Here is a 24,859-nt window from a genome sequence, read left to right on the forward strand (position 1 = left end):
TTAACTGAACGGCATTAGGGCTCGTGCCGGGTTTTTTTATCCGGCCGCCGCTCGCCCGCCGCCTACGCGAGCGCACCCAGTTCGCGCAGCCGCGCCTCGGTCGCCGCCGCGCTCGTGTGATGAATGCCGTGCCAGCCGAGCGCCGTCGCGGCCGCCGCATTCTTCGCGTTGTCGTCGATGAACACGAGTTCGTGCGGCGCGATACCCGGCAGGTGCGGGTCGATCCGCGCGTGCATCTCGCGGTAGATCGCCGGATCGGGTTTCACGAGCTTCACGCGGCCCGACACGACGATGTCCTTGAAACGCCGCAGCACCGGAAAGTTTTCCCACGCATACGGAAACGTCTGCGCGGACCAGTTCGTCAGCCCGAACAGCGGCATCCCCTGCGCGTCGAGCCGGTCGACGAGCGCGGCGCCTTCGTCGAGCACGCCGCCGATCATCTCGTGCCAGCGTACGTAGAACGCCCGGATCAGCGCCTCGTGCTCGGGAAACTTCGCGACGAGTTCGGCCGTGCCTTCCTCGATCGTCTGCCCGCCGTCCTGGCGGATCACCCAGTCCATCGCGCAGACGTGCGTGAGAAACCAGCGGCGCTCGGCGTCGTCGGGAATCAGTTCCCGGTAAAGGTACTCGGGGCTCCAGTCGATCAGCACGCCGCCGAAATCGAACACCACGGCCTTGATCGTCATGCGAACTCCGTGGCAAGCACGTCCGCGAGCGGACGCGGTGTCACCGCGTTGCCCGACAGTGAGTTGTTCTGCCAGACGAAGTGGTGGTGCGCGACGATCTGCGCGGCCGACAGGTGCGCACGCTCGTTCGTCGTGTGCAGGTCGGACACGACGGTCGTCCGGTAGCCGAGCAGCGCCGCACGGCGCGCGGCCGAATCGACGCAGAACTCGGTCGCATAACCGCAGATCAGCACCGATCGGATGCCGTGGCGCTCGAGCTGCGCCGCGAGCGGCGTATCGTGGAACGAGTCGCTCACCTGCTTGCGCACGCGCCAGTCGTCGCTCCCGACGACCAGCCCCGCATGCAGCTCCCAGCCCGACGTGCCGGGCACGATGTCGTCGTCCGCATCGCCGTCGTGCTGCACGAAGCATACGGGTGCGTTCGCCGCGCGCGCCGCCGCCGTCAACCGGTTGATGCCCGACACCACGTCGTCGAGCCGGTAAGCGGGCTGCGCCCGCTCCACCAGCCCGCGCTGCATGTCGACCACGATCACTGCGGTGTCCGCCATTTGTTGCCCTCGCTGTTGTTGTTCGGCCGTCGCCCGGCCGCTGAAGCGCGTTGCGTCAGATCGGCTGCGTGCGCGCGTCGAGCCACGCCCTGGCATCGCCGCTCAGATGCCGGCCGACGCGCTCGCGCACCGTCGCGTGATACGTGTTCAGCCACGCGCGCTCTTCGTCGTGCAGCATCTCGATCAGCACGCAGCGCGTGTCGATCGGGCACAGCGTCAGCGTCTCGAACGCGAGGAAATCGCCGAACTCGGTCTTCCCGGCCGCGCGGTTCACGACCAGGTTCTCGATCCGGATACCCCACTGGCCGGGACGGTACACGCCCGGCTCGATCGACGTGATCATGCCCTCTTCCATCGCCGTGTACGGCTCGGCCGGTGCGTAGTGCGAGATGACCTGCGGGCCCTCGTGCACGTTCAGGAAGTAGCCGACGCCATGCCCGGTGCCGTGGCCGTAGTCGAGCCCGGCCGACCACATCGGCGCGCGCGCGATCGCGTCGAGCATCGGCGAGCGGATGCCGCGCGGAAAGCGTGCGCGCGACAGCGCCATCATCGATTTCAGTACGATCGTGAAATCGCGCCGCTGCAGGTCGCTGACGGTACCGACCGGCACGACGCGCGTGATGTCGGTCGTACCCGTCGTGTACTGCCCGCCCGAATCGATCAGCAGCAGGCCGTCGCCGGCGATCGTCGCGTGCGACTCGGGCGTCGCGTGGTAGTGCGGCATCGCGCCGTTCGCGTTGAAGCCGGCGATCGTCGCGAAGCTCGGCGACACGTAACCGGGGCGCCGTGCGCGCGCGGCCGTGAGTTTCTGCTCGATCGTCAGCTCGGTGATCGTCTCGCGGTTCACCGCCTGTTCGAACCACGCGAAGAATTCCGCGAGCGCGGCGCCGTCGTGCTCCATCGTCACGCGCACGTGCTCGATCTCGGTGGACGTCTTGCGCGACTTCGCGAACGTCGACGGATTCACGGCCTCGATGAGCTTCACGCCGGCCGGCACGGCCTCGAGCGTGCCGAACGTCACGCGGCGCGGGTCGACCAGCAGCGTCGCGCCGTCGGGCAGGGCCGCGAGCGACGCGCGCGCGGCGTCGTACGCACGAACGTCGACGCCGTCTTGCGCGAGCGACGCGGCCAGCGCCGGCGACACCTTGCCGCTGGCGACGAACAGCGTCGCGCGATCGGCGCCGATCATTGCGTGCGCAACGAACACCGGATTGAAGTTGACGTCGGCACCGCGCAGGTTGAACAGCCATGCGAGATCGTCGAGCGTCGACACGAAATGCCACTGCGCGCCCTGCGCGTGCATCGCGCGGCGCACTTCGGCCAGCTTGCTCGCGCGCGTCGTATCGGCCTGCGGCGCGGCGTGCTCGAACACCGCATCGCCGGGCAACCCCGGCCGCTCGGGCCAGATCGCGTCGAGCAGGTCGAGATCGGTGCGCAGCGCGATGCCGCGTGCGCTCAGCGCGGCCGTCAACCCGCGCGCGGCCGCGACGCCGAGCACGGCGCCGTCGACGCCGACCGTCGCGCCCGCCGCCACGTTCTGCGCGAGCCAGTCGACGTGCGGCGCGCTCTGCTGCCCGCCCGTCATCTTCATCAGCTGCACGCCCGTGCCGGCCAGTTCGGCGTCGGCCTGCACCCAGTAGCGGCTGTCGACCCACAGCCCCGCGAAATCAGCGGTCACGACCAGCGTGCCGACCGAACCCGTGAAGCCGGACAGCCAGCGGCGGGCCTGCCAGCGCTCGGGCAGGTACTCGGACAGGTGGGGATCGGCGGACGGCACGAGATAGGCGGCCAGGCCCTCGCGGGCCATGGCGCCGCGCAGCAGCGCGAGGCGGGCCGGCACCGACGAGACTTCGGGGAGACGGGCATTCATGATTTCACCTGAGAGCATTCAGCGACGGGCCGACAGTGCGACCGTCACGGCTACGGCGAGGAACGCGACGCCGGTGCAGACCGGCCATTCGAGCGTCTCGCCATCGTAAAACAGTCCCGAGAGATTGCCGGCCATTCGGGCGGCGGCCGCGCCCGCGATGCCGACGAGTACCGCGATCCACCATGCCGGCCGGCTCGTGCGCCGCATCGGATGCAGCCATCGGCCGAACAGCCCGACGGCCGCTCCCAGGACAAGGATTCCAAACCAGTTCATTCGACGCCTTCGATAAATTCGGATTCGTCCCATAGGCGTGAACGTTGCCAGCGGCTAGCATCGATTCATCCATCGAACCCGAGACCAGCCGGGTGCCGCCAACATTCGAGTGTAGGGGCCGACTCGACGTTATGGCAAGCGCGCACCGGCTGCCGTAATGAAGAAATTCTCATGCGAATCGCTCTGATCGATCCGGAGGCGCGTCATGCCGCACTCCTGAATCGCCTGCTCTTTGCAGGCGGTCACGTGTGCCACGCGTTTTCGTCCAGTACGGCGTTCTTCGAATGGCTCGCCACCGACACCTGCGACATGCTGATCACCGGCAACTGGGCCGGCGACCAGCCGGCCGAGGAAGTCATTCCGCGCGCGCAGACGATCCTGCCCGGGCTGCCGGCCATCGCCGTGATGCAATTGCCGCGCGAAAGCGAAATCGTATCGTGCCTGCACGCGGGGGCCGACGATTGCCTCGTTCGCCCCGTGAGCGGGCCCGAGCTGCTCGCGCGCGTCAACGCGCTGAGCCGGCGCGCGGGCGTGCGCCGGCCGCCGACCCGCTCGCGCGAAATGTATGGGGAATACGCGTTCGACGCCACGCACGGCCTCGTGCGCTTCGGCGAAGCAATCGTTTCACTCACGCCCAAGGAGTTCCGCTTCGCGCAGCTGCTGTTCGCGAACCTGTCGCGGCCCGTGTCGCGCGCCCATATCCTCGAAACGGTGTGGGCATGCCGCCGCGACATGAAGTCGCGCACGCTCGATACGCACGCATCCCGGCTGCGCAGCAAGTTGCGGTTGCTTCCGGAGCGCGGCTACCGGCTGCTGCCGCTCTACGGCTACGGTTATCAGCTCGATCGCGTGCCGATCGAACCCCCAAATTCTCGCCCCCGCCACGCTGATGCCCGGTATGCATCGAGTGAGGAAATCGCTGAAACGCTATAATATGGGGCTAAACGATAGCCCTCGATATGCAACTCCTCACGATCGGAATCAATCACCACACTGCGCCTGTCGCCCTGCGCGAACGCGTGGCGTTTCCGCTCGAGCAGATCAAGCCGGCTCTCGTCACATTCAAGAACGTATTTCTCGGCCCCCAGGCACCCAATACGCCCGAAGCGGCGATCCTCTCCACCTGCAACCGCACCGAACTGTATTGCGCGACCGATGATCGCGCGGCACGCGAGGGCGCGATCCGCTGGCTGTCGGAGTATCACCGGATTCCGGTCGACGAACTCGCCCCGCACGTCTATGCGCTGCCGCAGTCGGAAGCGGTTCGGCACGCGTTCCGCGTCGCATCCGGCCTCGATTCGATGGTGCTCGGCGAAACCCAGATTCTGGGCCAGATGAAGGATGCGGTCCGCACCGCGACGGAAGCCGGCGCGCTCGGCACCTATCTGAACCAGTTGTTCCAGCGCACGTTCGCGGTGGCGAAGGAAGTGCGCGGCACGACCGAGATCGGCACGCAGTCGGTGTCGATGGCCGCCGCCGCGGTGCGCCTCGCGCAGCGGATCTTCGAAAAGGTGTCCGATCAGCGCGTGCTGTTCATCGGCGCCGGCGAAATGATCGAGCTGTGCGCGACGCACTTTGCCGCGCAGGGCCCGCGCGAACTCGTCGTCGCGAACCGCACGGCCGAACGCGGCCAGCGCCTCGCGGAACGCTTCAACGGCCGCGCGATGCCGCTCGCGGATCTGCCGGCCCGCATTCAGGAATTCGACATCATCGTGTCGTGCACGGCGTCGACGCTGCCGATCATCGGCCTCGGCGCGGTCGAGCGCGCGGTGAAGGCGCGCCGCCATCGGCCGATCTTCATGGTCGACCTGGCGGTGCCGCGCGACATCGAGCCCGAAGTCGGCAAGCTGAAGGACGTATTCCTCTACACCGTCGACGATCTCGGCGCGATCGTGCGCGAAGGCAACGCATCGCGCCAGGCCGCGGTCGCGCAGGCCGAGTCGATCATCGAGACGCGCGTGCAGAATTTCATGCAATGGCTCGACACGCGCAGCGTCGTGCCGGTGATCCGTCACATGCATACGCAGGCCGACGCGCTGCGCCGCGCCGAAGTCGACAAGGCGCAGAAGCTGCTCGCGCGCGGCGACGATCCGGCCGCCGTGCTCGAAGCGCTGTCGCAGGCGCTGACCAACAAGCTGATCCACGGCCCGACGAGCGCGCTCAACCGCGTGAACGGCGCCGATCGCGATTCGCTGATCGACCTGATGCGCGGCTTCTACCAGCACGCACCGCGCTCGAACGACCAATCCGGCCACTAGCGCCGGCCAGTCGCCCTGCCGCCGGCCGCGAGCCGGCCTATCCTTTCCGAATACCCTTGCCCGGGAGCGTCGCTCCACACCATGAAGACGAGCATGCAACGCAAGCTCGACCAGCTGTCCACACGGCTGGCCGAACTGAACGACCTGCTGAGCCGCGAAAACGTCACGGCCGATCTCGACCAGTACCGCAAGCTGACCCGCGAACATGCGGAACTCGGTCCGGTCGTCGAGCAGTACGCGCTGTGGCGCCAGTCGCGCAACGACGAGACGGCCGCGCAGGAACTGCTCACCGATCAGTCGATGCGCGATTTCGCCGAGGACGAGATCCGCAGCGCACGCGAAAGCATGACCCGCCTCGAGGTCGAGTTGCAGAAGATGCTGCTGCCGAAGGATCCGAACGACGACCGCAACATCTTCCTCGAAATCCGCGCGGGCACGGGCGGTGACGAATCGGCGCTGTTCGCGGGTGACCTGCTGCGCATGTACCTGCGCTTCGCGGAACGCCGGCGCTGGCAGGTCGAAATGATGTCGGAGAGCGCATCGGATCTCGGCGGCTACAAGGAAGTGATCGTGCGGATCGCGGGCCAGGGTGCGTATTCGCGCCTGAAGTTCGAATCGGGCGGCCATCGCGTGCAGCGCGTGCCGGCGACCGAGACGCAGGGGCGCATCCATACGTCCGCCTGCACGGTCGCCGTGATGCCGGAAGCCGATGAAATCGGCGAGGTCGAGATCAACCCGGCCGACCTGCGGATCGACACGTTCCGCGCGTCCGGCGCGGGCGGCCAGCACATCAACAAGACCGATTCGGCGGTGCGCGTCACGCACATCCCGACCGGGATCGTCGTCGAATGCCAGGACGACCGTTCACAGCACAAGAACAAGGATCGCGCGCTGAAGGTGCTCGCCGCGCGCATCAAGGACAAGCAGTATCACGAGCAGCACGCGAAGGAAGCCGCGACGCGCAAGAGCCTGATCGGCTCCGGCGACCGCTCGGAGCGGATCCGCACGTACAACTTCCCGCAGGGCCGGATGACCGACCACCGGATCAACCTGACGCTGTACCGGCTCGAGGCGATCATGGACGGCGATCTCGACGAACTGATCGGTGTGCTCGTCACCGAGCACCAGGCCGAACTGCTCGCGTCGCTCGGCGAAGCCGACTGAGGCCGCGATGCCCGACACCACCGCCGACGAACTGCTGCGCGCGTCGCCGCTCGACGCGGTCGATGCGCGTGTGCTGCTCGCGCACGCGCTCGGCTGGACCCGCACGCAGCTGATTACGCGCGGCGACACGCCGCTCGACGCGGCCGCGGTCGAACGCTACCGTGCGCTCGAAGCGCGCCGCGTGGCCGGCGAGCCCGTCGCGCAGCTCGTCGGAATGCGCGAATTCTTCGGCCGGCCGTTCGACGTGACGCCCGACGTACTGATCCCGCGCCCCGAAACCGAACTGCTCGTCGATGCCGCGCTCGATGCGATCGACGGGCTGCCGCAACCGGCCGTGCTCGATCTCGGCACCGGCAGCGGCGCGATCGCCGTGTCGATCGCCGCCGAGCGTCCCGATGCACGCGTGTGGGCGCTCGACCGTTCGCCGGCCGCGCTCGCGGTCGCGCAACGCAACGCGGACAAGCTGCTCGACGCGCACCGCCCCGGCGGCCCGCTGCACTGGCTGCAGAGCGACTGGTACGCGGCGCTCGACCCGGCGCTCGCATTCGACACGATCGTCAGCAACCCGCCGTACATCGCGCAGCACGATCCGCACCTCGCGCAGGGCGACCTGCGTTTCGAGCCGCGCGGCGCGCTCACCGACGATGCCGACGGCCTCAGCGCGATCCGCGCGATCGTCGCGGGCGCCGGCACCTATCTGAAACCGGGCGGCACGCTCTGGATCGAGCACGGTTACGACCAGGCCGAAGCCGTACGCGCGGTGCTCGTCTCACACGGCTTCGTCGCGGTCGAATCGCTTGCCGATCTGGCCGCGATCGAACGCACGACCGGCGGCCGCCTGCCGGGCTGATGCCCGGCCCGCCCGGTTGAAATCCGCTATCATTTCGATCTAACGCCCCGCAAACACGCAAGGTCAGTCATGGACACCCAACAACGTATCAAGCAAATCGTCGACGAAAACCAGGTCGTGCTCTTCATGAAGGGCAACGCGCAATTCCCGATGTGCGGCTTCTCGGGCCGCGCAGTGCAGGTGCTGAAGGCCTGCGGCGTCGACCAGTTCAAGACGGTCAACGTGCTCGAGGACGACGAAATCCGCCAGGGCATCAAGGAATTCTCGAACTGGCCGACCATCCCGCAGCTCTACGTGAAGGGCGAATTCGTCGGCGGCTCGGACATCATGATGGAGATGTACCAGTCGGGCGAACTGCAGCAACTGTTCGCCGCCGCGTAACGCTCCCCGTTCGATGGCATCTCCCAGCGCGCCGCCACGCCGGCTGATCGTCGCGATCACCGGCGCCACCGGCGCGATCTACGGCGTGCGGCTGCTCGATCTGCTGCGCGCCGCCGGCGGCGTCGAAACGCACCTGCTGATTTCGAACGCCGGCTGGCTCAACATCCAGCACGAACTGAAGCTGTCGAAGGCCGATGTCGAAAGCCGTGCGGACGTCGTGCATTCGGTGCGCGACGTCGGCGCGACGATCGCATCGGGATCGTTCGCGACCGACGGGATGGTGATCGCGCCATGCTCGATGAAGACGCTCGCGAGCGTCGCGCACGGGCTGTCCGACAACCTGATCACGCGCGCGGCCGACGTCACGTTGAAGGAACGCCGCCGTCTCGTGCTGATGGTGCGAGAAACGCCGTTCAACCTCGCGCATCTGCGCAACATGACCGCCGTCACCGAAATGGGCGGCATCGTCTTTCCGCCGTTGCCCGCGTTCTACGCGATGCCGAAGACGATCGAGGAACTCGTCGACCAGACCGTCACGCGCGTGCTCGACCTCTTCGCGCTCAGCGCACCGTTGACCACGCCGTGGGCCGGTATCCGGCACGCGCAATAAGCGGCCTGTCGCAGCCCGTTCTTCGCGCATCTTCGCCGATTCCTCCGGCAATTCATTCGAATTCACGCCTACGGACGCCTGCCCGCATCGGTGCGCGTCGCAGCGCCTCGATTATCAACAAATAAGCGTTAATCAAATTCCACGGCGTGGATTTATCAATACTCGGTGCGCGCCTATAGTCACAGGCAAATCCTTTTGCAGGCCACCACCATGAACCGCTTGCCTTCGCTCTACCTGTCCCACGGCGCCCCGACGCTGCCGATCGACCCGTCGCTGCCGTCCGGTGCGTTCACGCACCTCGGTGCCGAATTGCCGCGCCCGCGCGCGGTGCTGATGCTGTCCGCGCACTGGGGCACGCAGCAGCCGGTCGCGAGCGTCGCCGCGCACCCGGAAACGATCCACGACTTCTATGGCTTTCCGCGCGCGCTGTACGAGATTCGCTACCCGGCGCCGGGCGCGCCCGACGTCGCCGAGCGTGCGGCCGAGCTGCTGAACGCGGCCGGCATCGCGACCGCGACGAACGAACACGGTCTCGACCACGGCGCGTGGGTGCCGATGCTGCTGATGTTCCCGGAGGCCGACGTGCCCGTCGCGCAGTTGTCGATCCAGCCGCGCGCGGATGCAGCCCACCACTTCGCGCTCGGCCGCGCGCTGCGGCCGCTGCGCGACGAAGGCGTGATGGTGATCGGCTCGGGCCAGATCACGCACAACCTGCGCGCCGCCGATTTCGGCGCCGCGCCCGAGGATGCGGACCCGCGCGTCAAGGCATTCACCGACTGGTTCGAGGCGAAGCTTGCCGCGCGCGACGTCGACGCGTTGCTCGACTACCGCCGGCAGGCGCCGCATGCGGCGCTGATGCATCCGACCGACGAGCATCTGCTGCCGGTATTCACCGCGCTCGGCGCGGCGGACGACGACTACCAGCTCGGCATCCAGTCGCTCGGCACCTACCAGCGCGTGCTCGCGATGACGAACTACGTGTTCGCGAGCGCGGCCGCCTGAGCTCCGCGAGACAACCGGCGACCGCAAACAAAAAGCCCGCCCGAGCATTGCTCGGGCGGGCTTTTTTTGCCACGTTCCGCCACCGCCGAATCCGGCGACAGATCAGGCGTCAGGCACCGACCCCTTCGAGGATCTCGTCGTGCGACTCGCGCTCGTCGAGATACTTGGTCCGGTAGCCGGATTTCGCACCCCAGAAGTAGAACATCAGCGCGATTGCCGCGACGATCAGCATGTCCCAGCCGTACGGCAGGACGCCGTGACCGCCGAATTCCTTGCTGCCGATCAGCGACAGCACAGCCATCGTCGGCAGGTACGCGACCAGCCACCATGCGGCCCGCAGGTCTTCACCCCAACCGGTCCAGCCTGCCTTCGCCTGGAAGAAGAAGTACACCGGCAGCGCGACGATCATCAGCAGGATGATTTCGCCGGTCAGCGGCCACTTCGCCCAGTACAGGATCAGCGACGCGCAGACGAACGCGAACGGTGCAATCAGCTTCATGCCCGGGATCGACAGCGGCCGCTCGATATCGGTCGCCGCACGGCGCAGCGCCATCAGGCTGATCGGACCGGTCAGGTAGGAAATCACCGTCGCGACCGAAATCACCGCCGCAAGCGAACTCCAGCCGCGGAAGAAGAACAGGAAGATGAACGAGACCAGCAGGTTGAACCACATCGCCTGACGCGGCACGCCGTAGAGCGGGTGCACGTTGCCGAACATCTTCGGCATCGTGTTGTTGCGCTCCATCGCGTAGATCATCCGCGTCGTCGTCGCCATATAGGTCGTGCCGGTGCCGCTCGGGCTGACGAACGCGTCGACGTACAGCATGATCGCGAGCCAGTTCAGGTTCAGCGCGATCGCCAGTTCGGCGAACGGCGACTTGAAGTTGAAGTGCGACCAGCCCGCCGCGATGTCGGTCGGATTCACCGCGCCGATGTACGCGACCTGCAGCAGCACATAGATCACGAGTGCGATCAGGATCGACGTAATCACCGCGAACGGCACGCTGCGCGACGGATTGCGCGCTTCGCCCGCGAGGTTCACGGGGCTCTGGAAGCCGTTGAACGCGAACACGATGCCGCTCGTCGCGACCGCGGTCAGCACCGCCGACCAGCCGTACGGCGCAAAGCTTGCATTGGATGCGGTGCCGAGGTTTTCCGAGTGGAAGCTCGTCAGCATCAGGCCGAGGATCGTGAGGCCGGGGATCAGGAACTTGAAGATCGTGATCGCGGTGTTCGCCCGCGCGAAGGCCTTCACGCCCCAGTAGTTCAGCATGAAGTAGATGACGACCAGCACGGCCGACAGCAACAGGCCTGGTGTCGTCAACTCGCCGTTCACGAACAGCGCGTGCGCCCACGGATACGGCCACGTGCTCATGTACTGGATCGACGCTTCGGCCTCGATCGGGATCACGGATACGATCGCGATCCAGTTCGCCCATGCACTGATGAAGCCCACCAGCGAACCGTGCGAGTAGCGCGCATAACGCACCATGCCGCCCGACTCGGGGAACATCGCGCCCAGTTCGGCATACGTCAGTGCAATCGCGAGAATCACGACAGCGCCGATGATCCAGGCGCAGATCGCCGCCGGACCGGCGATCTTCGCGGCCTTCCAGGCGCCGAACAGCCAGCCCGAGCCGATAATCGAACCCAGCCCCGTCAGCATCAATGCAAACGGGCCGATGTTCCGTTGAATAGAACTCTTCACATCCTCTCCTGTGTCTCAAAAAGCATGGTCGGCCTGCGGTCCGGGATCGGCTCGGACAGCACCGCGCACGCATTCTTGGGGGGACGAGCCATCCGATCGGGGCAACCCGTCCACGCGGCGCGTAGTTTAACGGTTGCACCTCAAACGTGGCGCCTAAATCGTTCGGCCCCTACAAAAAATTCGCATCGCCTGCAAGCTTTGTAAACATGATCTACGCAATAACCCTGAGAGCATGGGATTACGGTTGACCATACGATCGATTAGCCGTATAAAGGACTTCGCAGGATTTCAAGCGGCGAGTGAATTGGTTCTTTCGTAGTTCGCCCATCAACGGTACTCCGGTTGGTCCTATTACCCCTTCCTTGATTTTCCGCACCCCATGGGCCTCGGCCCCGTTTTATCTTTTTAGGAACAAGTAACATGGCAACCGGTACCGTCAAGTGGTTCAATGACGCAAAGGGCTTCGGCTTCATCACCCCGGAAGGCGGCGGCGACGATCTGTTCGCGCACTTCTCGGAAATCCGCGTCGAAGGCTTCAAGACGCTGCAAGAAAACCAGAAGGTTGAATTCGAAGTGAAGACGGGCCCGAAGGGTCTGCAAGCTGCGAACATCCGTCCGGTCTAAGCTTGGCGCGATAATTCGTGTAAAAAAGCCCCGCTTCGGCGGGGCTTTTTGTTTTTCTGCGCTAATTCGGCACGGCGGTAATACCACCGCCTACGTTTAGCCAAACAGCCGCTGCGCGTGAATGCCGAGCCCCGTCGCGACACTCGCGAGGCGATCGCCGAACACCGGTTGCGCCTCCGGAAACGCGCCCGCAAGCGCGCCCGACAGGAACGCGAGGCCCGTCGAGCCGCCGGTGAAATACAGCGCGCCGACGTCGCGCGGCGCGATGCCCGCAAGCCGCACCGTCTCGCGCGCGGCGTCGACGATGCGCGCGGTGTCGTCGTGGCTCGCATCGACGAGGCGATCGGCATCGAACGCGATCAGCAGGTCCTCTTCCACGTCGTTCAGGTCGATCATCGTCTCCCCGCCCGCCGCGACGCCGATCTTCGCTTCTTCCGCGCGCGCCATCAGCGCATGCCCAAGCCGCTGCTCGACCACGCTCGTGAGCCGGTCGTACTGTCGCGCATCCTGGTACAGATGCTTCATCAGCTTCAGCTCGCCGACCCGCTTCGGCGTGTAGACCGTGTTGATCAGGTGCCAGGTCGCGAGATCGAAATAGATCTTGTTCGGCAGTTCGCGCCCTTCCGGGTCGAGCGAACGGTAGCCGAACGCGGGCAGGATTGCCGCCAGCTCGACACGCCGGTCGTAGTCGGTGCCCGCGACGTGCACGCCGTGGTGCGCCAGCACGTCGTCCTTGCGCTCGAGCCGCGCCATCCGTTCGGGCCCGACGCGCACCAGCGAGAAGTCGGACGTGCCGCCGCCGATGTCGGCGACGAGCACGAGGCGCTCGGCCTGCTGGCGCGATTCGTAATCGAATGCGGCGGCGATCGGTTCGTACTGGAAGTGAACGTCCGCGAAGCCGACCGATTGCGCGGCCGCCTCGAGCTGATCCTGCGCAAGGCGGTCGGCGCGCGGATCGTCGTCGACGAAGAACACCGGCCGGCCGAGCACCGCGCGGCCGATCGGCGCACCCGCGCGGGCTTCGGCCTTGCGCTTCAGGTGCGTCAGGAAGCGCGCGATGATTTCGGTGTACGCGATCGCGCTGCCGTCGCCGAGATCGGTCGTCGTTTCCGCGAGCGGCGAGCCGAGGATGCTCTTCATCGAACGCATCAGCCGGCCGTCGAAACCGTCGATATAGGAGGCCAGCGCCGCACGGCCGTATTCGACCGTCTCTTCGTCATTGTTGAAGAAGATCGCGGTGGGCAGCGTCAGGTGGTCGCCCTCGACGGGCGCGAGGCGCATGCCGTCGCCGTCGGGCAGCGCCACGGCGGAATTGGACGTGCCGAAATCGATCGCGCAGTAAGTCATGGGAAGTTGCCGCAGCAGGGCCGGCGCGAAAACGGAAAGGACGGGCTTTTTAACATGAAGCCCGCGGGATCACAACCGGGCCGGCCACCAGTGCCGCGGAACGGGCATCGGTGGCACCGGCGCGCGGCCTGGCGCGCCGGGGAGACGCACAGACGGGTTGCACGACGCAACCCGCCCGCCTGACGGATCAGGCTGCCGCGTCGAAACCCTTCTTCCACGCGCTCGCATACACGACCTCGCCGATCGCATGGCGCGTGCGCGGCGCCTTCTCGCGATCGCGCAGCACCGGATCGAGCTTGTCGACGTTGCCGTAGTGGCCGATCGAGATGATCGACGGGATCGCGACGTCGGCCGGAATCCCGAACGCGTCGCGGAACGCCTTCGCGTCGAAACCGCTCATCTGGTGCGCGGCCAGGCCCAGCGCGTGCGCCTGCAGCACCAGCGACATCGCGGCGGCACCCGCGTCGTACAGCGCGGTCGGCGCCGGCTCGCCCTTCGGCGTGAGCGTGTGCGCGGTCACCGCGATCAGCACGGGCGCCGGCGCATTCCAGCCCTGGTTGAACGGCACCAGCGTCGCGAACGCGCGCTTGAAGGCGTCTTCGTCCTGCGTGCGATCGAATACGATGAAACGCCACGGCTGCGCGTTGTACGCAGACGGGGCCCAGCGCGCGGCTTCGAGCACCGCGTGCAGATCGCCGGCGCTGACCGGCTCATCCGAATACGCGCGCGGGCTCCAGCGGCCCGCGATCAGATCGTGAATCGAAACAGTGGTGGGAGCAGGTTTGACGGACATGCGGTTCCTCGCTGACATCGATGAAGGGGCGCGAACGCCCCGGCAAACCGCAAGCATACCCGCTTGAGCCATTACGCGCCCGATCCTCCCGCGCTATGCAAATCATCGTGCCTGCATAGGCCGGCCGCAGGCCGCGCGGCCAGCCGGGCCGCCGCGGTCAGGCCGCCTGCGCGGCCGCACGCGACGGGCCGCGGTTGATCCGCAGCACGATCAGCGCACCGACGATGCAGAGCCCGCCCGAGATCATCGACGCGATCGTGTAGGTACCGAGGCTCGCGCGCAGCATCCCCGCGCCAAGCGCCGCGAACGCCGCACCGAGCTGGTGGCCGGCGACGATCCAGCCGAACACGACCGGCGCCGCGGCCTTGCCGAACACATCGGTGGCCAGCCGCACGGTCGGCGGCACCGTTGCGATCCAGTCGAGCCCGTAGAACATCGCGAACAGCGGCAACCCGAAGAAATCGATCCCGAACGCGTGCGGCAGGTAAATCAGCGACAGCCCGCGCAGCCCGTAGTACCAGAACAGCAGCACGCGGTTGTCGTAGCGGTCGGACAGCCAGCCCGACAGCGTCGTGCCGAACAGGTCGAACACGCCCATCGCCGCGAGCAGCGACGCGCCCTGCACTTCGGTCATCCCGTAGTCGCTGCACATCGCGATCAGGTGCGTGCCCACATAACCGTTGGTGCTCGCACCGCAGATGAAGAAACTGAAGAACAGCAGCCAGAAGTCGCGCGAACGGCTGGCCGTCAGCAGCGTGCGGAACGCGACCGCGAGCGGGTTCTCCTTCGTCGTGTCGGGCGCGGGCGGCGCATCCGCCGGCTCGCCGTACGGGCGCAGCTTCACGTCGGCCGGCCGTTCGGGCAACAGGAACGCGACCAGCGGAATCACGATCGCGGCCGCAATCGCGACGACCAGCACGACCGGCCGCCAGCCATGGTGCTGCGCGATCGCCGCCAGCATCGGCAGGAACACGAGCTGGCCGGTGGCGGTGCTCGCGGTCAGGATGCCCATGATCAGGCCGCGACGCGCATGGAACCAGCGCGTGACGAAGGTCGCGGACAGCGTCAGCGCAACGACGCCCGACGAGCAGCCGACCATCAGGCCCCAGATCAGTACCATCTGCCAGCTGTGCGTCATCATCGACGACAGCGCAACGCCCGCGCTCATCGTCACGAGCGCGGCGAGGATCGTCGGGCGCAGCCCGAAGCGCTGCATCGCGGCGGCCGCGAACGGGCCCGTCAGGCCGTACAACGCGATGTTCACCGAGATGGCCAGCGAGATCGTCGCGCGGCTCCAGCCGAGTTCGCGCTCGAGCGGCACCATCAGCACGCTCGGCGTCGCGCGCGTGCCGGCTGCCGCCAGCAGGATCAGGAATACCACCGCCGCCGCGAGCCATCCGTAGTGGAAGCGCCCGCCGATTCGTGTCACCACCCAATTCATCTTCATGCTCTCCCGTTGGCGGCTCCGGCGCCATCGCACCTGCTCCACCCCACCCAGGCCACCTCCGCCGCACACCGCATCGGCTGACCCGGGCCGATGCTTGGCATTTGTCTGTCGATCCGGCCGGCATTGTTACCGATCGGTCACAACTGTGTTGCGATCGTAGTTACCAGTCGGTAACATGTCAAGCAATTCATCACGCAGTCGAGGGTCATCATGTCGGGCATCGAGATCGCCAAACCGCTTGCGCGCCGCACGCGCCGGTCGATCGACGGAGCCACCGCGCAGGAGCACCTGCTGCGCGCCGCCGAGGAGCTGTTTTACAAGGAAGGCGTTCGCTCGGTGGGCGTCGAGGCGGTCGTGGAGCGCGCGGGCGTCAACAAGATGAGCCTGTACCGTCAGTTCTCGTCGAAGGACGAGCTGATCCTCGCGTATCTGGAGCGGATGGATGCGTGCTTCTTCGAGCGTCTCGATACGAGCGCCGCGAAGCATCCGGGCCAGCCGAAGGCGCAATTGATCCAGTATTTCGTCGATCTTGCCGAGCGCGCAACACAGAAGGACTACCGCGGCTGCCCGTTCGTCAACGTCGCCGCCGAATTCCCGGATGCGTCGCACCCGGCACGCGAGCGCGTCGCGCAGAACAAGGAGCAGTTGATGAAGCGGCTCGTGTCGCTATGCGAAGGTGCCGGCGCACGACAGCCGAAGGCGCTCGCCGATGCGCTCGCGCTGGTGGTCGAAGGCATCTACGCGGCGAGCCAGACCTACCGGCACGGCGAAACGCCGATCGGCACCGCGCCCGCGCTCGTCACGCAGTTGATCGAAGCCGCGTGCGCGTGACGCGCCACGCACGCCCGGCCCCGGCGTGCCCGCTACAATGCGGCCCTCGCCGCTCTTCCGCCCGACTGGTTTCACGATGACCGACACCCGCCCCGAATCGCACGACGACATCCTCGCCGCCACGCGGCACTGGCTCGCGCGCGCGGTGATCGGGCTCAATCTGTGCCCGTTCGCGAAAAGCGTCTATGTGAAGGAACAGGTGCGCTACGCGATCAGTGAAGCGACGACGCTGGAAGACGCGCTCGCCGAGCTCGAAACCGAGCTGCGCGCGCTCGACGCGGCGGACCCGCAGCAGGTCGACACGACGCTCGTGATCTTCCCGCATGCGTTCGCCGATTTCGTCGACTACAACGATGCGCTGTTCTTTGCCGACCGGCTCGTGCGGCAGTTGCGGCTCGACGGCGTGCTGCAGATCGCGAGCTTCCATCCGCACTACCGGTTCGAAGGCAGCGAACCCGACGACATCGAGAACTATACGAACCGCGCGCCGTATCCGATCCTGCACCTGCTGCGCGAAGACAGCATCGCGCGCGCGGTCGACGCGTTCCCGGACGCGTCCGCGATCTACGAAAGGAATCAGGAAACGCTGCGCCGCCTCGGCCACGATGGCTGGCGCGAATGGATGCGCCGGCCGGGCGACGACGTCTGACGCGGCGTGCAACGTGCGCCGCGCGGCACGGCGCCCGCCCGCGCGTCAGCCCTCGACCGGCTCGACGGCGTCGCCGTCCGCCGCCGTGGCTTCCGGCACGAAGAAGCGCTCGTTCAGTTCGGCCAGCCCGAACATGCCGAGGATCTCGTTCAGCCGCTCGCCGGGTCGCCGGCGCGGCAGGTTCTTGTACTGCGCGATGATCAGCTCGTTCTTCATCGAATGCTCCCAGCCGACCAGCTCGGTCACGCTCACCTGGTAGCCGTGCGCCTCGAGCTGCAGGCAGCGCAGCACGTTGGTGATCTGGCTGCCGAATTCGCGCGTATGCAGCGGATGCCGCCATACCTCGGTCAGCGCATTCGCGAGCGACTTGCCCTTGTTCCGGCGCAACACGCCCGCGACTTCCGCCTGGCAGCACGGCACGAGCACGATGTGCTGCGCGCGCTTCGCGAGCGCGAAGCGGATCGCGTCGTCCGTCGCCGTGTCGCACGCGTGCAGCGCGGTGACGACGTCGACCGTTTCGGGCAGCTGCGGCGACGTGATCGAATCGGCGACCGACAGGTTCAGGAACGACATGCCGCCGAACCCGAGCCGCGCGGCCAGCTCGGCCGAGCGCGTGACGAGCTCCTCGCGCGTCTCGATCCCGTACACGTGCGACGCAAACGCCGGCGTGCCGTGCCCCGGCTGCTGCTTGAAGAACAGGTCGTACAGGATGAAGCCGAGATACGACTTGCCGGCGCCGTGATCGACGAGCGTCACGCTGCCTTTGTCGGCCTGCACGCCGGCGAGCAGCGGCTCGATGAACTGGAACAGGTGATAGACCTGCTTCAGCTTGCGGCGGCTGTCCTGGTTCAGCTTTCCGTCGCGGGTGAGGATGTGCAGTTCCTTCAGCAGCTCGACTGACTGCTCCGGACGGATTTCGTGGGTCTTGTTCGACATCTGGAAGCGGCGCCGGGCCACGGTCGGTCGACCACGGCCCGGCGGCGGGAATTCGTGAGGAATGGCGACAGTTTACCGAAAATACGCGGTCAGGCTCGGGCGCCGAGCCGCCAGAGCGATGTGACCTCGGCGCGGCGCGCCGCGTGCAGCGGATCGTCGGCATCGGCCGACTTCGGATGCGCGGGGCGGATATCGTCGCGGCCGAGCACGACGAGGCCCGCTTCGTCGATCCATTGCAGCAGCGTGTCGCGCGATCGCAGGCCGAGATGCTCGGCGAAATCGGACAGGATCAGCCAGCCCTCGCCGCCCGGTTCGAGATGCGCGGCGAGCCCCGCGAGGAAACCGCGCAACATGCGGCTGTCGGGATCGTAGATCGCGTATTCGATCGGCGCGCTCGGCCGGGCCGGCACCCACGGCGGATTGCAGACCACGAGCGGCGCGCGGCCGGCCGGAAACAGGTCGGCTTCGACCACGTCGACCCGATCCGCATGACCGAGCCGCGCGACGTTCTCGCGTGCACAGGCCAGCGCCCGCGCATCCTGGTCGGTCGCGACGACGCGCTCGACGCCGCGCGACGCGAGCACGGCCGCGAGCACGCCGGTGCCCGTGCCGATGTCGAACGCGAGCGACGTCGCCGGCAGCTTCGCGCGCGCGACGAGTTCGACGTATTCGCCGCGCACCGGCGAGAACACGCCGTAGTACGGATGGATCGGCGCGCCGCCGAGCGCCGGGATCGGCACGCCCTTCTTGCGCCATTCATGCGCGCCGACGAGGCCGAGCAGTTCGCGCAGCGATACGACCGACGGCGCGCCGCCCGGCCCGTACGCCTCCTCGCACGCGGCGCGCACGTCGGGCGCGCGGCGCAGCGGGATCGTGTAGTCGGCGTCGAGCGGGATCAACAGCATCCCGAGCGTGCGGGCCCGCTGCGACTGCGCGAGACGATGTAGGTTGAACGCGTCGACGCCGGCCACGGCTTTCGCCTCTTTCGCCTTCTTCGGCTTGCGTTCGACACGGCGCGCCATCGCCTGCACGAGCTGGCGCGCATTCTGGAAATCGCCCTGCCAGACGAGCGCGGTGCCCTCGCAGGCAAGGCGGTAGGCCGCGTCGGCAGTGACGCGGTCGTCGGCGGACACCGCGCGCTTCGGCGGTTGCACACCGGCTTCGGAGCGCCAGCGCACGGCATGATCGGCGCCGTCGGCGTCGGTCCAGTGGAAAACGGGGAAATCGGTCACGCGAGCTCGGTTACGGTTGGCTTCAACAGGCGGCGGCGTCGCGCCGCGCGGCTCACACCATACCGTGCTTTGCCCGCGCGGCAAAGCGCGCGCACGGGCCCGCGACCGGGCGCGCCGTTCAGCCGCCCCACCCCGGCATCGCGGGCATGCGCAGCGTCCCCGCGTCGTTGAAGTGCACGGTGCCGAGCACGCCGCCCGCGAGCCGGCCGCGCAGCGCATACGGCAACTCGCCGTTCGCGGCCGCGCCGGGCAGGTTCCACGCCTGCCGCGCGGCCGCGAATGCCGACACGGAAACCGGCACGTCGAGCACGGCCTCGCCGAAACGCGGCACGGTGCCCGAGCGATCGCTGACGCCGCTCGCGAACGCCGTGCCGTTCAGGTCGAGCGCAACCGAGATGCCGTCGTATTCGATCGGCGCATCGCTCGGGTTCTGCACGCGCAGCTTCAGGCTGAAACGCATCTCGAGCCCCTGCCCGACGAGCGGGTCGAGCCCGACGACCGACACGCGCAAGGGTTCGCGCGACAGCGCCGCGCAACCACCGAGCAGGAATACCGCGGCGCACAGCAACAGCACGGCGCGCAGCGGCGCGATACGGAACAGGGCGTGTGACATGGGAGGGCCTCCTCGCGGCAATCGATGATCGAGTCGTCGATGCATTGTACCGAGCACGCCCCGGCGCGCCGGGATTCGTAGTTTTCGCGTCCGGACAAGATCGTTAATAGATTAAAACTACGAAAACACCAACTAAACGGAAAGCGCATTAATGACTTCCAGCATTCAATGAAGCGCGCAGAAATCAATAGGCGCACTTTCTAAATTTTTCGTTTCCTTTACCTAAAACCATCAAGTATATTTACGCATCCTTCGAGCAAGCCGACAAACCTTGAAGCCGCATGACGGTGATTTTACGGAATGGCGACACGCCTTCCTGCCGTCCGGCGGCCGGGCCCGGCCAGCCCCGTAGGTCGTCGATTCAAAGGGATTGCGCGCCCGTGCCGGGCGTGCGGCCCCGTGTCGTGCGCGCGAAATCAATTCAGTACAACACGCGTCCGGCCATTTTGAACCGGCAAGTTAACCGACATCCGGAAATCCAGAGGGGGCAGTAAACCATGATTACCTATACGTAGTCGGCCGCCGTCTTTTCGAATAATCCGTCATTAGCATTTTCTTCGCTGTTGATTAACGGCGAGGGGCTTGCTTTTGCCGGCGCTTTCGCAGCACTGAACGATTCTTTCTACAATCGAGGTTTCAGTCATGTCGATCAACATTCGCAAGATGCGTTATCTGCCGCTCGTTGCCGCACTCGCGCTCGCCGGGTGCGGCGGCGACGATGGCGGCGTGGGCTCGGCTTCCGCGCTCAGCTCCGCCGGCGCGCCGCAACCGGGCTCGTCGCCCGCCGTCAACGCGCCACCGAGCGCATCCAACGTCGACAAGAGCGTATCGCCTGTCGAACTGCCGGACACCGTGGTGCCCGTGAACTACCGGCTGTGGTTCCGCCCGAACGAAGCGCTGAACGCGTTCGACGGCCGCGCCGACGTCGAGATCAAGGTGCTGAAGCCGGTCAACAACATCGTGATCGCCGGCCACCGGATCAAGTTCACGAACGGCCGCATCACGCTGCAGCCGGGCAACATCCAGCTGATCGCGACGCCGCAGGACAAGGGCGACTTCTACCAGCTGCGCCCCGTGAGCGGTTCGATTTCGCCGGGCACCTATTCGCTGCACATGGAATGGTCCGGCATCATCAACTTCAAGTCGTATGACGATCCCGTCGCGAAGACGGGCGGCAGCTGCGGCAACGATCCGTATCCTGGCTGCTCGGCCGCGGAAGGCATCTTCCGCGTCGACCTGAAGGGCACCGACGGCACGACGAGCGGCGCGATCCTCACGCAGGGCGAAACCAACCTGTCGCGCCAGTGGTTCCCCGGCTGGGACGAGCCGGCGTTCCGCCCGACCTATGAAGTGACGGCCGAAGTGCCGCAGAGCTGGCGCGTCGTGTCGAACGCGGCCGAGAAGCCGTCGACCGGCATCGGCGGCGGCTACAAGCTCGTGCAGTTCGAGAAGACCCCGCCGATGCCGTCGTACCTGCTGTTCTTCGGCGGCGGCCTGTTCGACACCTACGAGGACGACTTCACCAGCCCGCTGCCTGGCGGCAAGGGCGGCCTGCACCTGCGCGTGTTCACGCCGCCGGGCATGAGCGACTGGGCGAAGCCGGCGATGGACCGCACCAAGCAGGCGCTCGACTTCTACTACCGCTACACGGGCATCGCGCTGCCCCTCACGAAGTTCGACACGGTGGCCGCGAACGACGCGTTCAAGGCGCAGAAGGACCTGAACTTCGGCGGGATGGAGAACTGGGGGTCGATCCTCGAGTTCGCCGACGACATCCTGCCGCAGCCGGGTCAGCCGATGTCGCACTACGGCAACGAGGTGCTGACGCACGAAGTCGCGCACCAGTGGTTCGGCGATCTGGTCACGACCGACTGGTGGGACAACGTGTGGCTCAACGAGTCGTTCGCGACGTTCTTCGAGACGAAGACGACGATCCAGTTCTTCCCCAACGAGTTCAGTTGGCTCGACCAGGTGAAGAACAAGTACCGCGTGATCAATCGCGACATCGGCCCGAACGCGTTCCCGGTCGCGCCGAACTTCAACGGCTGGGCGTCGAACGACTTCGTGCTGAGCGCGAGCGCGTTCACGTACGACAAGGGCGGCCACGTGCTGAAGACGCTCGAGAACTATCTCGGCGAACAGACGCTGCGCAAGGGTCTGCAGCAGTACCTGGTCGACTACTCGTTCGGCAACGGCACACCGAAGCGCCTGTGGGACGCGCTGTCGAAGGAGAGCGGCCAGCCGATCGGCCAGATCGGCGACAGCTATGTGCGCCAGACCGGCGTGCCGCTGATCTCGCTCGACACGCAGTGCGACCTGACGAAGAACCAGACGATCGTCACGCTGAAGCAGCAGCCGTTCCCGAACAAGAACGCGTATCCGGGCCTGCAGTGGACGGTGCCGATCACGCTCGCGTACGGCCAGGGTCTCGCGAAACGCACGACGCTCGCGCTGAAGGATACGCAGACGCAGACGCGGATCGACGGCTGCACGGGCGTGGTCGCGGACCCGAGCGGGCTTGACTACTACGTCGTGAACTACAGCGACGCGGCCTGGAGCGGGCTGCTCACGCAGGTCAACCGCTCGACCGATCCGGTGCTGCTGTCGAACCTGCAGAGCGAAGCCGCGCTGCTCGTCGCGAACAACCTCGCACCGGCTTCGCGCTCGACGTCGATCGGCTCGGTCGCTTCGCCGGCCGCGATGAAGCTGCGCCAGACGCCGACCTTCGACGGCATCGCGCCGACGACGAAGGAACGCCCGGCACTGCAATACCAGGGCATCTTCAAGCCGCGCAAGGTAGTGACGCAGTAACGGGTCGCGCCCGGCCGGTGCCGCCCAACTTGCGGCGCCGGCCGGCGTACCAGTCTCCCCGACCTTTGACGGGCCTCGCGAGCGAGGCCCTTTTTTTATTTCCGCGCGGCCCTGCCGCCGCACCGCCCCACGCGCCCGCTCGCCGTCACGCCCATGCGGCGTCCCACGCCGGCTGTGCGAACCACGTCGCCAGGAACGCGACGAGCCGCGACGCGCGGGCGCTGCCGCGCGCCTGCTGGCGCAACACGTGGATCGTCGCCGGCTCGGGTGCCGCCGCGTATTGCGGGAGCACCGCGCGCAGCCGTCCGTCACGCAGCGCGTCGCCCGCAAGCCAGGTCGGCAGGTGCGCAAGCCCGAGACCATCGATCGCGGCTTCGAGCAACGCTTCCGAATGATTGCTGCGAAACCGCGGCCGCGCCGGCACGTGCCGACGGTCGCCGAAGTGCCACGCGCCCGGCGGCGGTGCGCCCTGCCACGCGAGGCAGTCGTGCGCGGCGAGCGCGTCGGGCGAGTCGGGCTCGCCGCGCCGCGCGAGGTAGGCCGCGCTCGCGCACAGCACGCGCCGCTGTGGCGCCAGCACGGTCGCGACGAAACGCGTGTCCTCGAGCGGGCCGATGCGCACCGCGAGATCGACGTCGGAACCGAGCCGTGCGCCCTGCAGATCGACCATGCTGTCCGTCAGCATCAGGTCGACCTGCAGCGCCGGATGATGCTGCATGAACGCGGCCAGCGCGGCCATCAGGTGCAGCCGGCCGAACGGCGCCGGACAGTCGACGCGCAGTAGCCCGCTCGGCTCGTCGTGCTGGCTGTGCAGGTCTTCCTGCAGGCCGCGCAACTCGGCCAGCATCCGCGTCGCGCGCCCGTACAGCAACTGCCCGGCCTCGGTCGGCCGCAGCGCATGCGTGGTGCGATGCAGGAGGCGGATGCCGAGCTGTGCCTCGAGCCGATCGATGCGCCGCGTGACCGATGACGCGGCGACACCCAGCCGGCGCGCGGCCGCCGAGAAGCTCTGCTGGTCGACCACGTCGACGAACAGCGCCAGATGCGGGGAAAGGAAGTCGTCCATTCGGGGGCCTCGGGTTTTGCTATGCGTAAATCGCAAAACAATCATCCGCCTTTGCATATTTCCGCGTCAAATCGGGCCGACTAGACTGCATTCATCCTTTTCATCCGTTGCACGCGCCGGCCCGCCGGGCCGCACGGCAACCATCCTTCACGGAGATCATCATGCGCAGCATCCGCTTCGACGCGCCCGCCGCCGACATCGAGTCGCTCGACGCGCGCGTCAGGGAAATCGACCCGCCCGTGCCGGCCGACGGCCAGCTCCTGATCGAGGTGCGCGCGGCCGGCGTCAATCCGAGCGACGTGAAGGCCGCGCTCGGGCGCATGCCGCATGCGGTGTGGCCGCGCACGCCCGGGCGTGACTGGGCCGGCATCGTGCGCGGCGGTCCTGCCGAATGGATCGGCGCGCCCGTGTGGGGCTCCGGCGGCGACCTCGGCGTGGGGCGCAACGGCTCGCATGCGGAATGGCTCGTGCTCGACGCGGCACTGGTGCGCCGCAAGCCGGCCGTGCTGACGCTCGACGAAGCGGCCGGCATCGGCGTGCCGTTCGTCACTGCGTACGAGGGCTTGCGCCGGGCCGGCATGCCGGCCGCGGGCGACGTCGTGCTCGTGTTCGGCGCGAACGGCAAGGTCGGCCAGGCCGCGATCCAGCTCGCGACCGCGCGCGGCGCGACCGTGATCGGCGTCGAGCGCGGGCCCGGCGGCTATCGCGGCCATGCGTCGGGCGACGTGCACATGATCGACGCGTCGAGCGGGCCGGTCGCCGACGCGGTGCGCGCCGCAACCGGCGGCCACGGCGCGGACATCGTCTACAACACGGTCGGCAGCCCGTATTTCGAAGCCGCGAACGCGTCGATGGCGATCGGTGCGCGGCAGATCTTCATCTCGACGATCGACCGCAGCGTGCCGTTCGACATCTTCGCGTTCTATCGCGGCCAGCACACGTACGTGGGGGTCGACTCGATCCAGCTTGACGGCGCCGCGGTCGCGCAGATCCTCGACACGCTCGCGCCCGGCTTCGGCAACGGCACGCTGCGCCCGTTTCCGATCGGCGACGACTACGTGTACCCGCTCGAACGCGCGCACGACGCGTATCGCGCGGTGCTGGCCGGTGCGCGCGAGCGCGTCATCCTCAAGCCCTGACGCCCGACCGCACGGGAGACC

At 67.2% G+C, this 24,859-nt stretch carries 24 protein-coding genes; 12 read left to right on the forward strand and 12 right to left on the reverse strand.

Annotated features, from left to right (window positions below):
• Positions 1 to 62: 62 nt before the first annotated feature.
• From VL15_RS32955 to VL15_RS32970, 4 genes are read right to left on the reverse strand one after another with little or no spacing between them, the layout of a single operon-like run.
• Positions 63 to 686, reverse strand: a complete 624-nt coding sequence (locus tag VL15_RS32955; RefSeq protein WP_048250999.1) for an HAD family hydrolase — start codon at positions 684 to 686, stop codon at positions 63 to 65.
• Positions 683 to 1,234: a cysteine hydrolase family protein gene (locus tag VL15_RS32960; RefSeq protein WP_048251000.1), complete on the reverse strand. Its 552-nt coding sequence runs from the start codon at positions 1,232 to 1,234 to the stop codon at positions 683 to 685. The genes VL15_RS32955 and VL15_RS32960 overlap by 4 nt, the downstream gene beginning before the upstream one ends.
• Positions 1,235 to 1,289: 55 nt before the next feature.
• A complete protein-coding gene (locus tag VL15_RS32965) occupies positions 1,290 to 3,104 on the reverse strand; it encodes an aminopeptidase P family protein (protein ID WP_048251001.1) in 1,815 nt (604 codons plus the stop codon).
• A gap of 18 nt (positions 3,105 to 3,122) precedes the next feature.
• The gene (locus VL15_RS32970) at positions 3,123 to 3,377 is read right to left on the reverse strand and encodes a hypothetical protein (RefSeq protein WP_048251002.1); all 255 of its coding nucleotides are present in this window, start codon (positions 3,375 to 3,377) and stop codon (positions 3,123 to 3,125) included.
• Between the two features lie 171 nt (positions 3,378 to 3,548).
• On the opposite strand from VL15_RS32970, the gene VL15_RS32975 reads away from it, so the two are divergent.
• From VL15_RS32975 to VL15_RS33005, 7 genes are all read left to right on the forward strand, one after another.
• Complete coding sequence (locus tag VL15_RS32975) at positions 3,549 to 4,310, forward strand: response regulator transcription factor (RefSeq protein WP_048251003.1); 762 nt, start codon at positions 3,549 to 3,551, stop codon at positions 4,308 to 4,310.
• Positions 4,311 to 4,336: 26 nt separating this feature from the next.
• Entirely contained in the window at positions 4,337 to 5,635 is a 1,299-nt protein-coding gene (gene hemA, locus VL15_RS32980) for a glutamyl-tRNA reductase (RefSeq protein WP_048251004.1), read from the forward strand.
• A gap of 81 nt (positions 5,636 to 5,716) precedes the next feature.
• Positions 5,717 to 6,799 carry a peptide chain release factor 1 gene (gene prfA, locus VL15_RS32985; protein ID WP_048251005.1) on the forward strand — a complete coding sequence of 361 codons (1,083 nt, stop codon included), beginning with the start codon at positions 5,717 to 5,719 and terminating at the stop codon, positions 6,797 to 6,799.
• Positions 6,800 to 6,806: 7 nt separating this feature from the next.
• Positions 6,807 to 7,649: a peptide chain release factor N(5)-glutamine methyltransferase gene (gene prmC / locus VL15_RS32990; RefSeq protein WP_048251006.1), complete on the forward strand. Its 843-nt coding sequence runs from the start codon at positions 6,807 to 6,809 to the stop codon at positions 7,647 to 7,649.
• A 69-nt stretch (positions 7,650 to 7,718) separates the two neighbouring features.
• Entirely contained in the window at positions 7,719 to 8,030 is a 312-nt protein-coding gene (gene grxD / locus VL15_RS32995) for a Grx4 family monothiol glutaredoxin (protein ID WP_006753626.1), read from the forward strand.
• A gap of 13 nt (positions 8,031 to 8,043) precedes the next feature.
• Entirely contained in the window at positions 8,044 to 8,640 is a 597-nt protein-coding gene (locus VL15_RS33000; protein ID WP_048251007.1) for a UbiX family flavin prenyltransferase, read from the forward strand.
• A gap of 210 nt (positions 8,641 to 8,850) precedes the next feature.
• Complete coding sequence (locus VL15_RS33005) at positions 8,851 to 9,642, forward strand: DODA-type extradiol aromatic ring-opening family dioxygenase (RefSeq protein WP_048251008.1); 792 nt, start codon at positions 8,851 to 8,853, stop codon at positions 9,640 to 9,642.
• Positions 9,643 to 9,751: 109 nt separating this feature from the next.
• Here VL15_RS33005 and VL15_RS33010 read toward each other — a convergent pair whose 3' ends face one another.
• Complete coding sequence (locus VL15_RS33010; RefSeq protein ID WP_048251009.1) at positions 9,752 to 11,350, reverse strand: APC family permease; 1,599 nt, start codon at positions 11,348 to 11,350, stop codon at positions 9,752 to 9,754.
• Positions 11,351 to 11,770: 420 nt separating this feature from the next.
• Between VL15_RS33010 and VL15_RS33015 the strand changes: the two genes are divergently transcribed.
• On the forward strand, positions 11,771 to 11,974 hold the full coding sequence (locus VL15_RS33015) for a cold-shock protein (RefSeq protein WP_006477070.1): 204 nt from the start codon (positions 11,771 to 11,773) through the stop codon (positions 11,972 to 11,974).
• 96 nt (positions 11,975 to 12,070) lie between these two features.
• Here the strand turns inward: VL15_RS33015 and VL15_RS33020 are convergent, their stop codons facing one another.
• The 3 genes from VL15_RS33020 to VL15_RS33030 form a co-directional block, all read right to left on the reverse strand.
• Complete coding sequence (locus VL15_RS33020) at positions 12,071 to 13,321, reverse strand: Hsp70 family protein (RefSeq protein ID WP_048251010.1); 1,251 nt, start codon at positions 13,319 to 13,321, stop codon at positions 12,071 to 12,073.
• Positions 13,322 to 13,508: 187 nt separating this feature from the next.
• Complete coding sequence (locus tag VL15_RS33025; RefSeq protein ID WP_048251011.1) at positions 13,509 to 14,114, reverse strand: nitroreductase family protein; 606 nt, start codon at positions 14,112 to 14,114, stop codon at positions 13,509 to 13,511.
• Positions 14,115 to 14,271: 157 nt separating this feature from the next.
• Positions 14,272 to 15,555, reverse strand: a complete 1,284-nt coding sequence (locus tag VL15_RS33030) for an MFS transporter (protein WP_048251036.1) — start codon at positions 15,553 to 15,555, stop codon at positions 14,272 to 14,274.
• Positions 15,556 to 15,771: 216 nt separating this feature from the next.
• Between VL15_RS33030 and VL15_RS33035 the strand changes: the two genes are divergently transcribed.
• Together VL15_RS33035 and VL15_RS33040 are read left to right on the forward strand one after the other, a co-directional pair.
• Positions 15,772 to 16,392, forward strand: coding sequence for a TetR/AcrR family transcriptional regulator (locus VL15_RS33035; protein WP_048251012.1), 621 nt, complete (start codon positions 15,772 to 15,774; stop codon positions 16,390 to 16,392).
• A gap of 76 nt (positions 16,393 to 16,468) precedes the next feature.
• Positions 16,469 to 17,041, forward strand: coding sequence for a DUF1415 domain-containing protein (locus VL15_RS33040; protein WP_048251013.1), 573 nt, complete (start codon positions 16,469 to 16,471; stop codon positions 17,039 to 17,041).
• Between the two features lie 45 nt (positions 17,042 to 17,086).
• On the opposite strand, the gene VL15_RS33045 is transcribed toward VL15_RS33040, so the two are convergent.
• The 3 genes from VL15_RS33045 to VL15_RS33055 all read right to left on the reverse strand — a co-directional run bounded on the left by VL15_RS33045 (position 17,087) and on the right by VL15_RS33055 (position 19,822).
• Positions 17,087 to 17,977: a class I SAM-dependent methyltransferase gene (locus VL15_RS33045; RefSeq protein ID WP_048251037.1), complete on the reverse strand. Its 891-nt coding sequence runs from the start codon at positions 17,975 to 17,977 to the stop codon at positions 17,087 to 17,089.
• A gap of 89 nt (positions 17,978 to 18,066) precedes the next feature.
• Positions 18,067 to 19,209, reverse strand: a complete 1,143-nt coding sequence (locus VL15_RS33050) for a methyltransferase (RefSeq protein ID WP_048251014.1) — start codon at positions 19,207 to 19,209, stop codon at positions 18,067 to 18,069.
• 118 nt (positions 19,210 to 19,327) lie between these two features.
• Positions 19,328 to 19,822, reverse strand: a complete 495-nt coding sequence (locus tag VL15_RS33055) for an LEA type 2 family protein (protein WP_048251015.1) — start codon at positions 19,820 to 19,822, stop codon at positions 19,328 to 19,330.
• A gap of 642 nt (positions 19,823 to 20,464) precedes the next feature.
• On the opposite strand from VL15_RS33055, the gene VL15_RS33060 reads away from it, so the two are divergent.
• Positions 20,465 to 22,633: a M1 family metallopeptidase gene (locus VL15_RS33060; RefSeq protein ID WP_048251016.1), complete on the forward strand. Its 2,169-nt coding sequence runs from the start codon at positions 20,465 to 20,467 to the stop codon at positions 22,631 to 22,633.
• A gap of 145 nt (positions 22,634 to 22,778) precedes the next feature.
• Here the strand turns inward: VL15_RS33060 and VL15_RS33065 are convergent, their stop codons facing one another.
• Positions 22,779 to 23,699, reverse strand: coding sequence for a LysR family transcriptional regulator (locus VL15_RS33065; RefSeq protein ID WP_048251017.1), 921 nt, complete (start codon positions 23,697 to 23,699; stop codon positions 22,779 to 22,781).
• A gap of 161 nt (positions 23,700 to 23,860) precedes the next feature.
• Between VL15_RS33065 and VL15_RS33070 the strand changes: the two genes are divergently transcribed.
• Complete coding sequence (locus tag VL15_RS33070) at positions 23,861 to 24,838, forward strand: quinone oxidoreductase family protein (protein ID WP_048251018.1); 978 nt, start codon at positions 23,861 to 23,863, stop codon at positions 24,836 to 24,838.
• Positions 24,839 to 24,859 lie beyond the last annotated feature (21 nt).

The organism is Burkholderia cepacia (assembly GCF_001039005.1).
GTDB lineage: Bacteria > Pseudomonadota > Gammaproteobacteria > Burkholderiales > Burkholderiaceae > Burkholderia > Burkholderia theae.

Coding starts and splice junctions, on each gene's coding strand:
- VL15_RS32955 (WP_048250999.1), bottom strand. CDS start 686: ATGACGATCAAGGCCGTGGTGTTCGATTTCGGCGGCGTGCTGATCGAC.
- VL15_RS32960 (WP_048251000.1), bottom strand. CDS start 1,234: ATGGCGGACACCGCAGTGATCGTGGTCGACATGCAGCGCGGGCTGGTG.
- VL15_RS32965 (WP_048251001.1), bottom strand. CDS start 3,104: ATGAATGCCCGTCTCCCCGAAGTCTCGTCGGTGCCGGCCCGCCTCGCG.
- VL15_RS32970 (WP_048251002.1), bottom strand. CDS start 3,377: ATGAACTGGTTTGGAATCCTTGTCCTGGGAGCGGCCGTCGGGCTGTTC.
- VL15_RS32975 (WP_048251003.1), top strand. CDS start 3,549: ATGCGAATCGCTCTGATCGATCCGGAGGCGCGTCATGCCGCACTCCTG.
- hemA (WP_048251004.1), top strand. CDS start 4,337: ATGCAACTCCTCACGATCGGAATCAATCACCACACTGCGCCTGTCGCC.
- prfA (WP_048251005.1), top strand. CDS start 5,717: ATGAAGACGAGCATGCAACGCAAGCTCGACCAGCTGTCCACACGGCTG.
- prmC (WP_048251006.1), top strand. CDS start 6,807: ATGCCCGACACCACCGCCGACGAACTGCTGCGCGCGTCGCCGCTCGAC.
- grxD (WP_006753626.1), top strand. CDS start 7,719: ATGGACACCCAACAACGTATCAAGCAAATCGTCGACGAAAACCAGGTC.
- VL15_RS33000 (WP_048251007.1), top strand. CDS start 8,044: ATGGCATCTCCCAGCGCGCCGCCACGCCGGCTGATCGTCGCGATCACC.
- VL15_RS33005 (WP_048251008.1), top strand. CDS start 8,851: ATGAACCGCTTGCCTTCGCTCTACCTGTCCCACGGCGCCCCGACGCTG.
- VL15_RS33015 (WP_006477070.1), top strand. CDS start 11,771: ATGGCAACCGGTACCGTCAAGTGGTTCAATGACGCAAAGGGCTTCGGC.
- VL15_RS33020 (WP_048251010.1), bottom strand. CDS start 13,321: ATGACTTACTGCGCGATCGATTTCGGCACGTCCAATTCCGCCGTGGCG.
- VL15_RS33025 (WP_048251011.1), bottom strand. CDS start 14,114: ATGTCCGTCAAACCTGCTCCCACCACTGTTTCGATTCACGATCTGATC.
- VL15_RS33030 (WP_048251036.1), bottom strand. CDS start 15,555: ATGAATTGGGTGGTGACACGAATCGGCGGGCGCTTCCACTACGGATGG.
- VL15_RS33035 (WP_048251012.1), top strand. CDS start 15,772: ATGTCGGGCATCGAGATCGCCAAACCGCTTGCGCGCCGCACGCGCCGG.
- VL15_RS33040 (WP_048251013.1), top strand. CDS start 16,469: ATGACCGACACCCGCCCCGAATCGCACGACGACATCCTCGCCGCCACG.
- VL15_RS33045 (WP_048251037.1), bottom strand. CDS start 17,977: ATGTCGAACAAGACCCACGAAATCCGTCCGGAGCAGTCAGTCGAGCTG.
- VL15_RS33055 (WP_048251015.1), bottom strand. CDS start 19,822: ATGTCACACGCCCTGTTCCGTATCGCGCCGCTGCGCGCCGTGCTGTTG.
- VL15_RS33060 (WP_048251016.1), top strand. CDS start 20,465: ATGTCGATCAACATTCGCAAGATGCGTTATCTGCCGCTCGTTGCCGCA.
- VL15_RS33065 (WP_048251017.1), bottom strand. CDS start 23,699: ATGGACGACTTCCTTTCCCCGCATCTGGCGCTGTTCGTCGACGTGGTC.
- VL15_RS33070 (WP_048251018.1), top strand. CDS start 23,861: ATGCGCAGCATCCGCTTCGACGCGCCCGCCGCCGACATCGAGTCGCTC.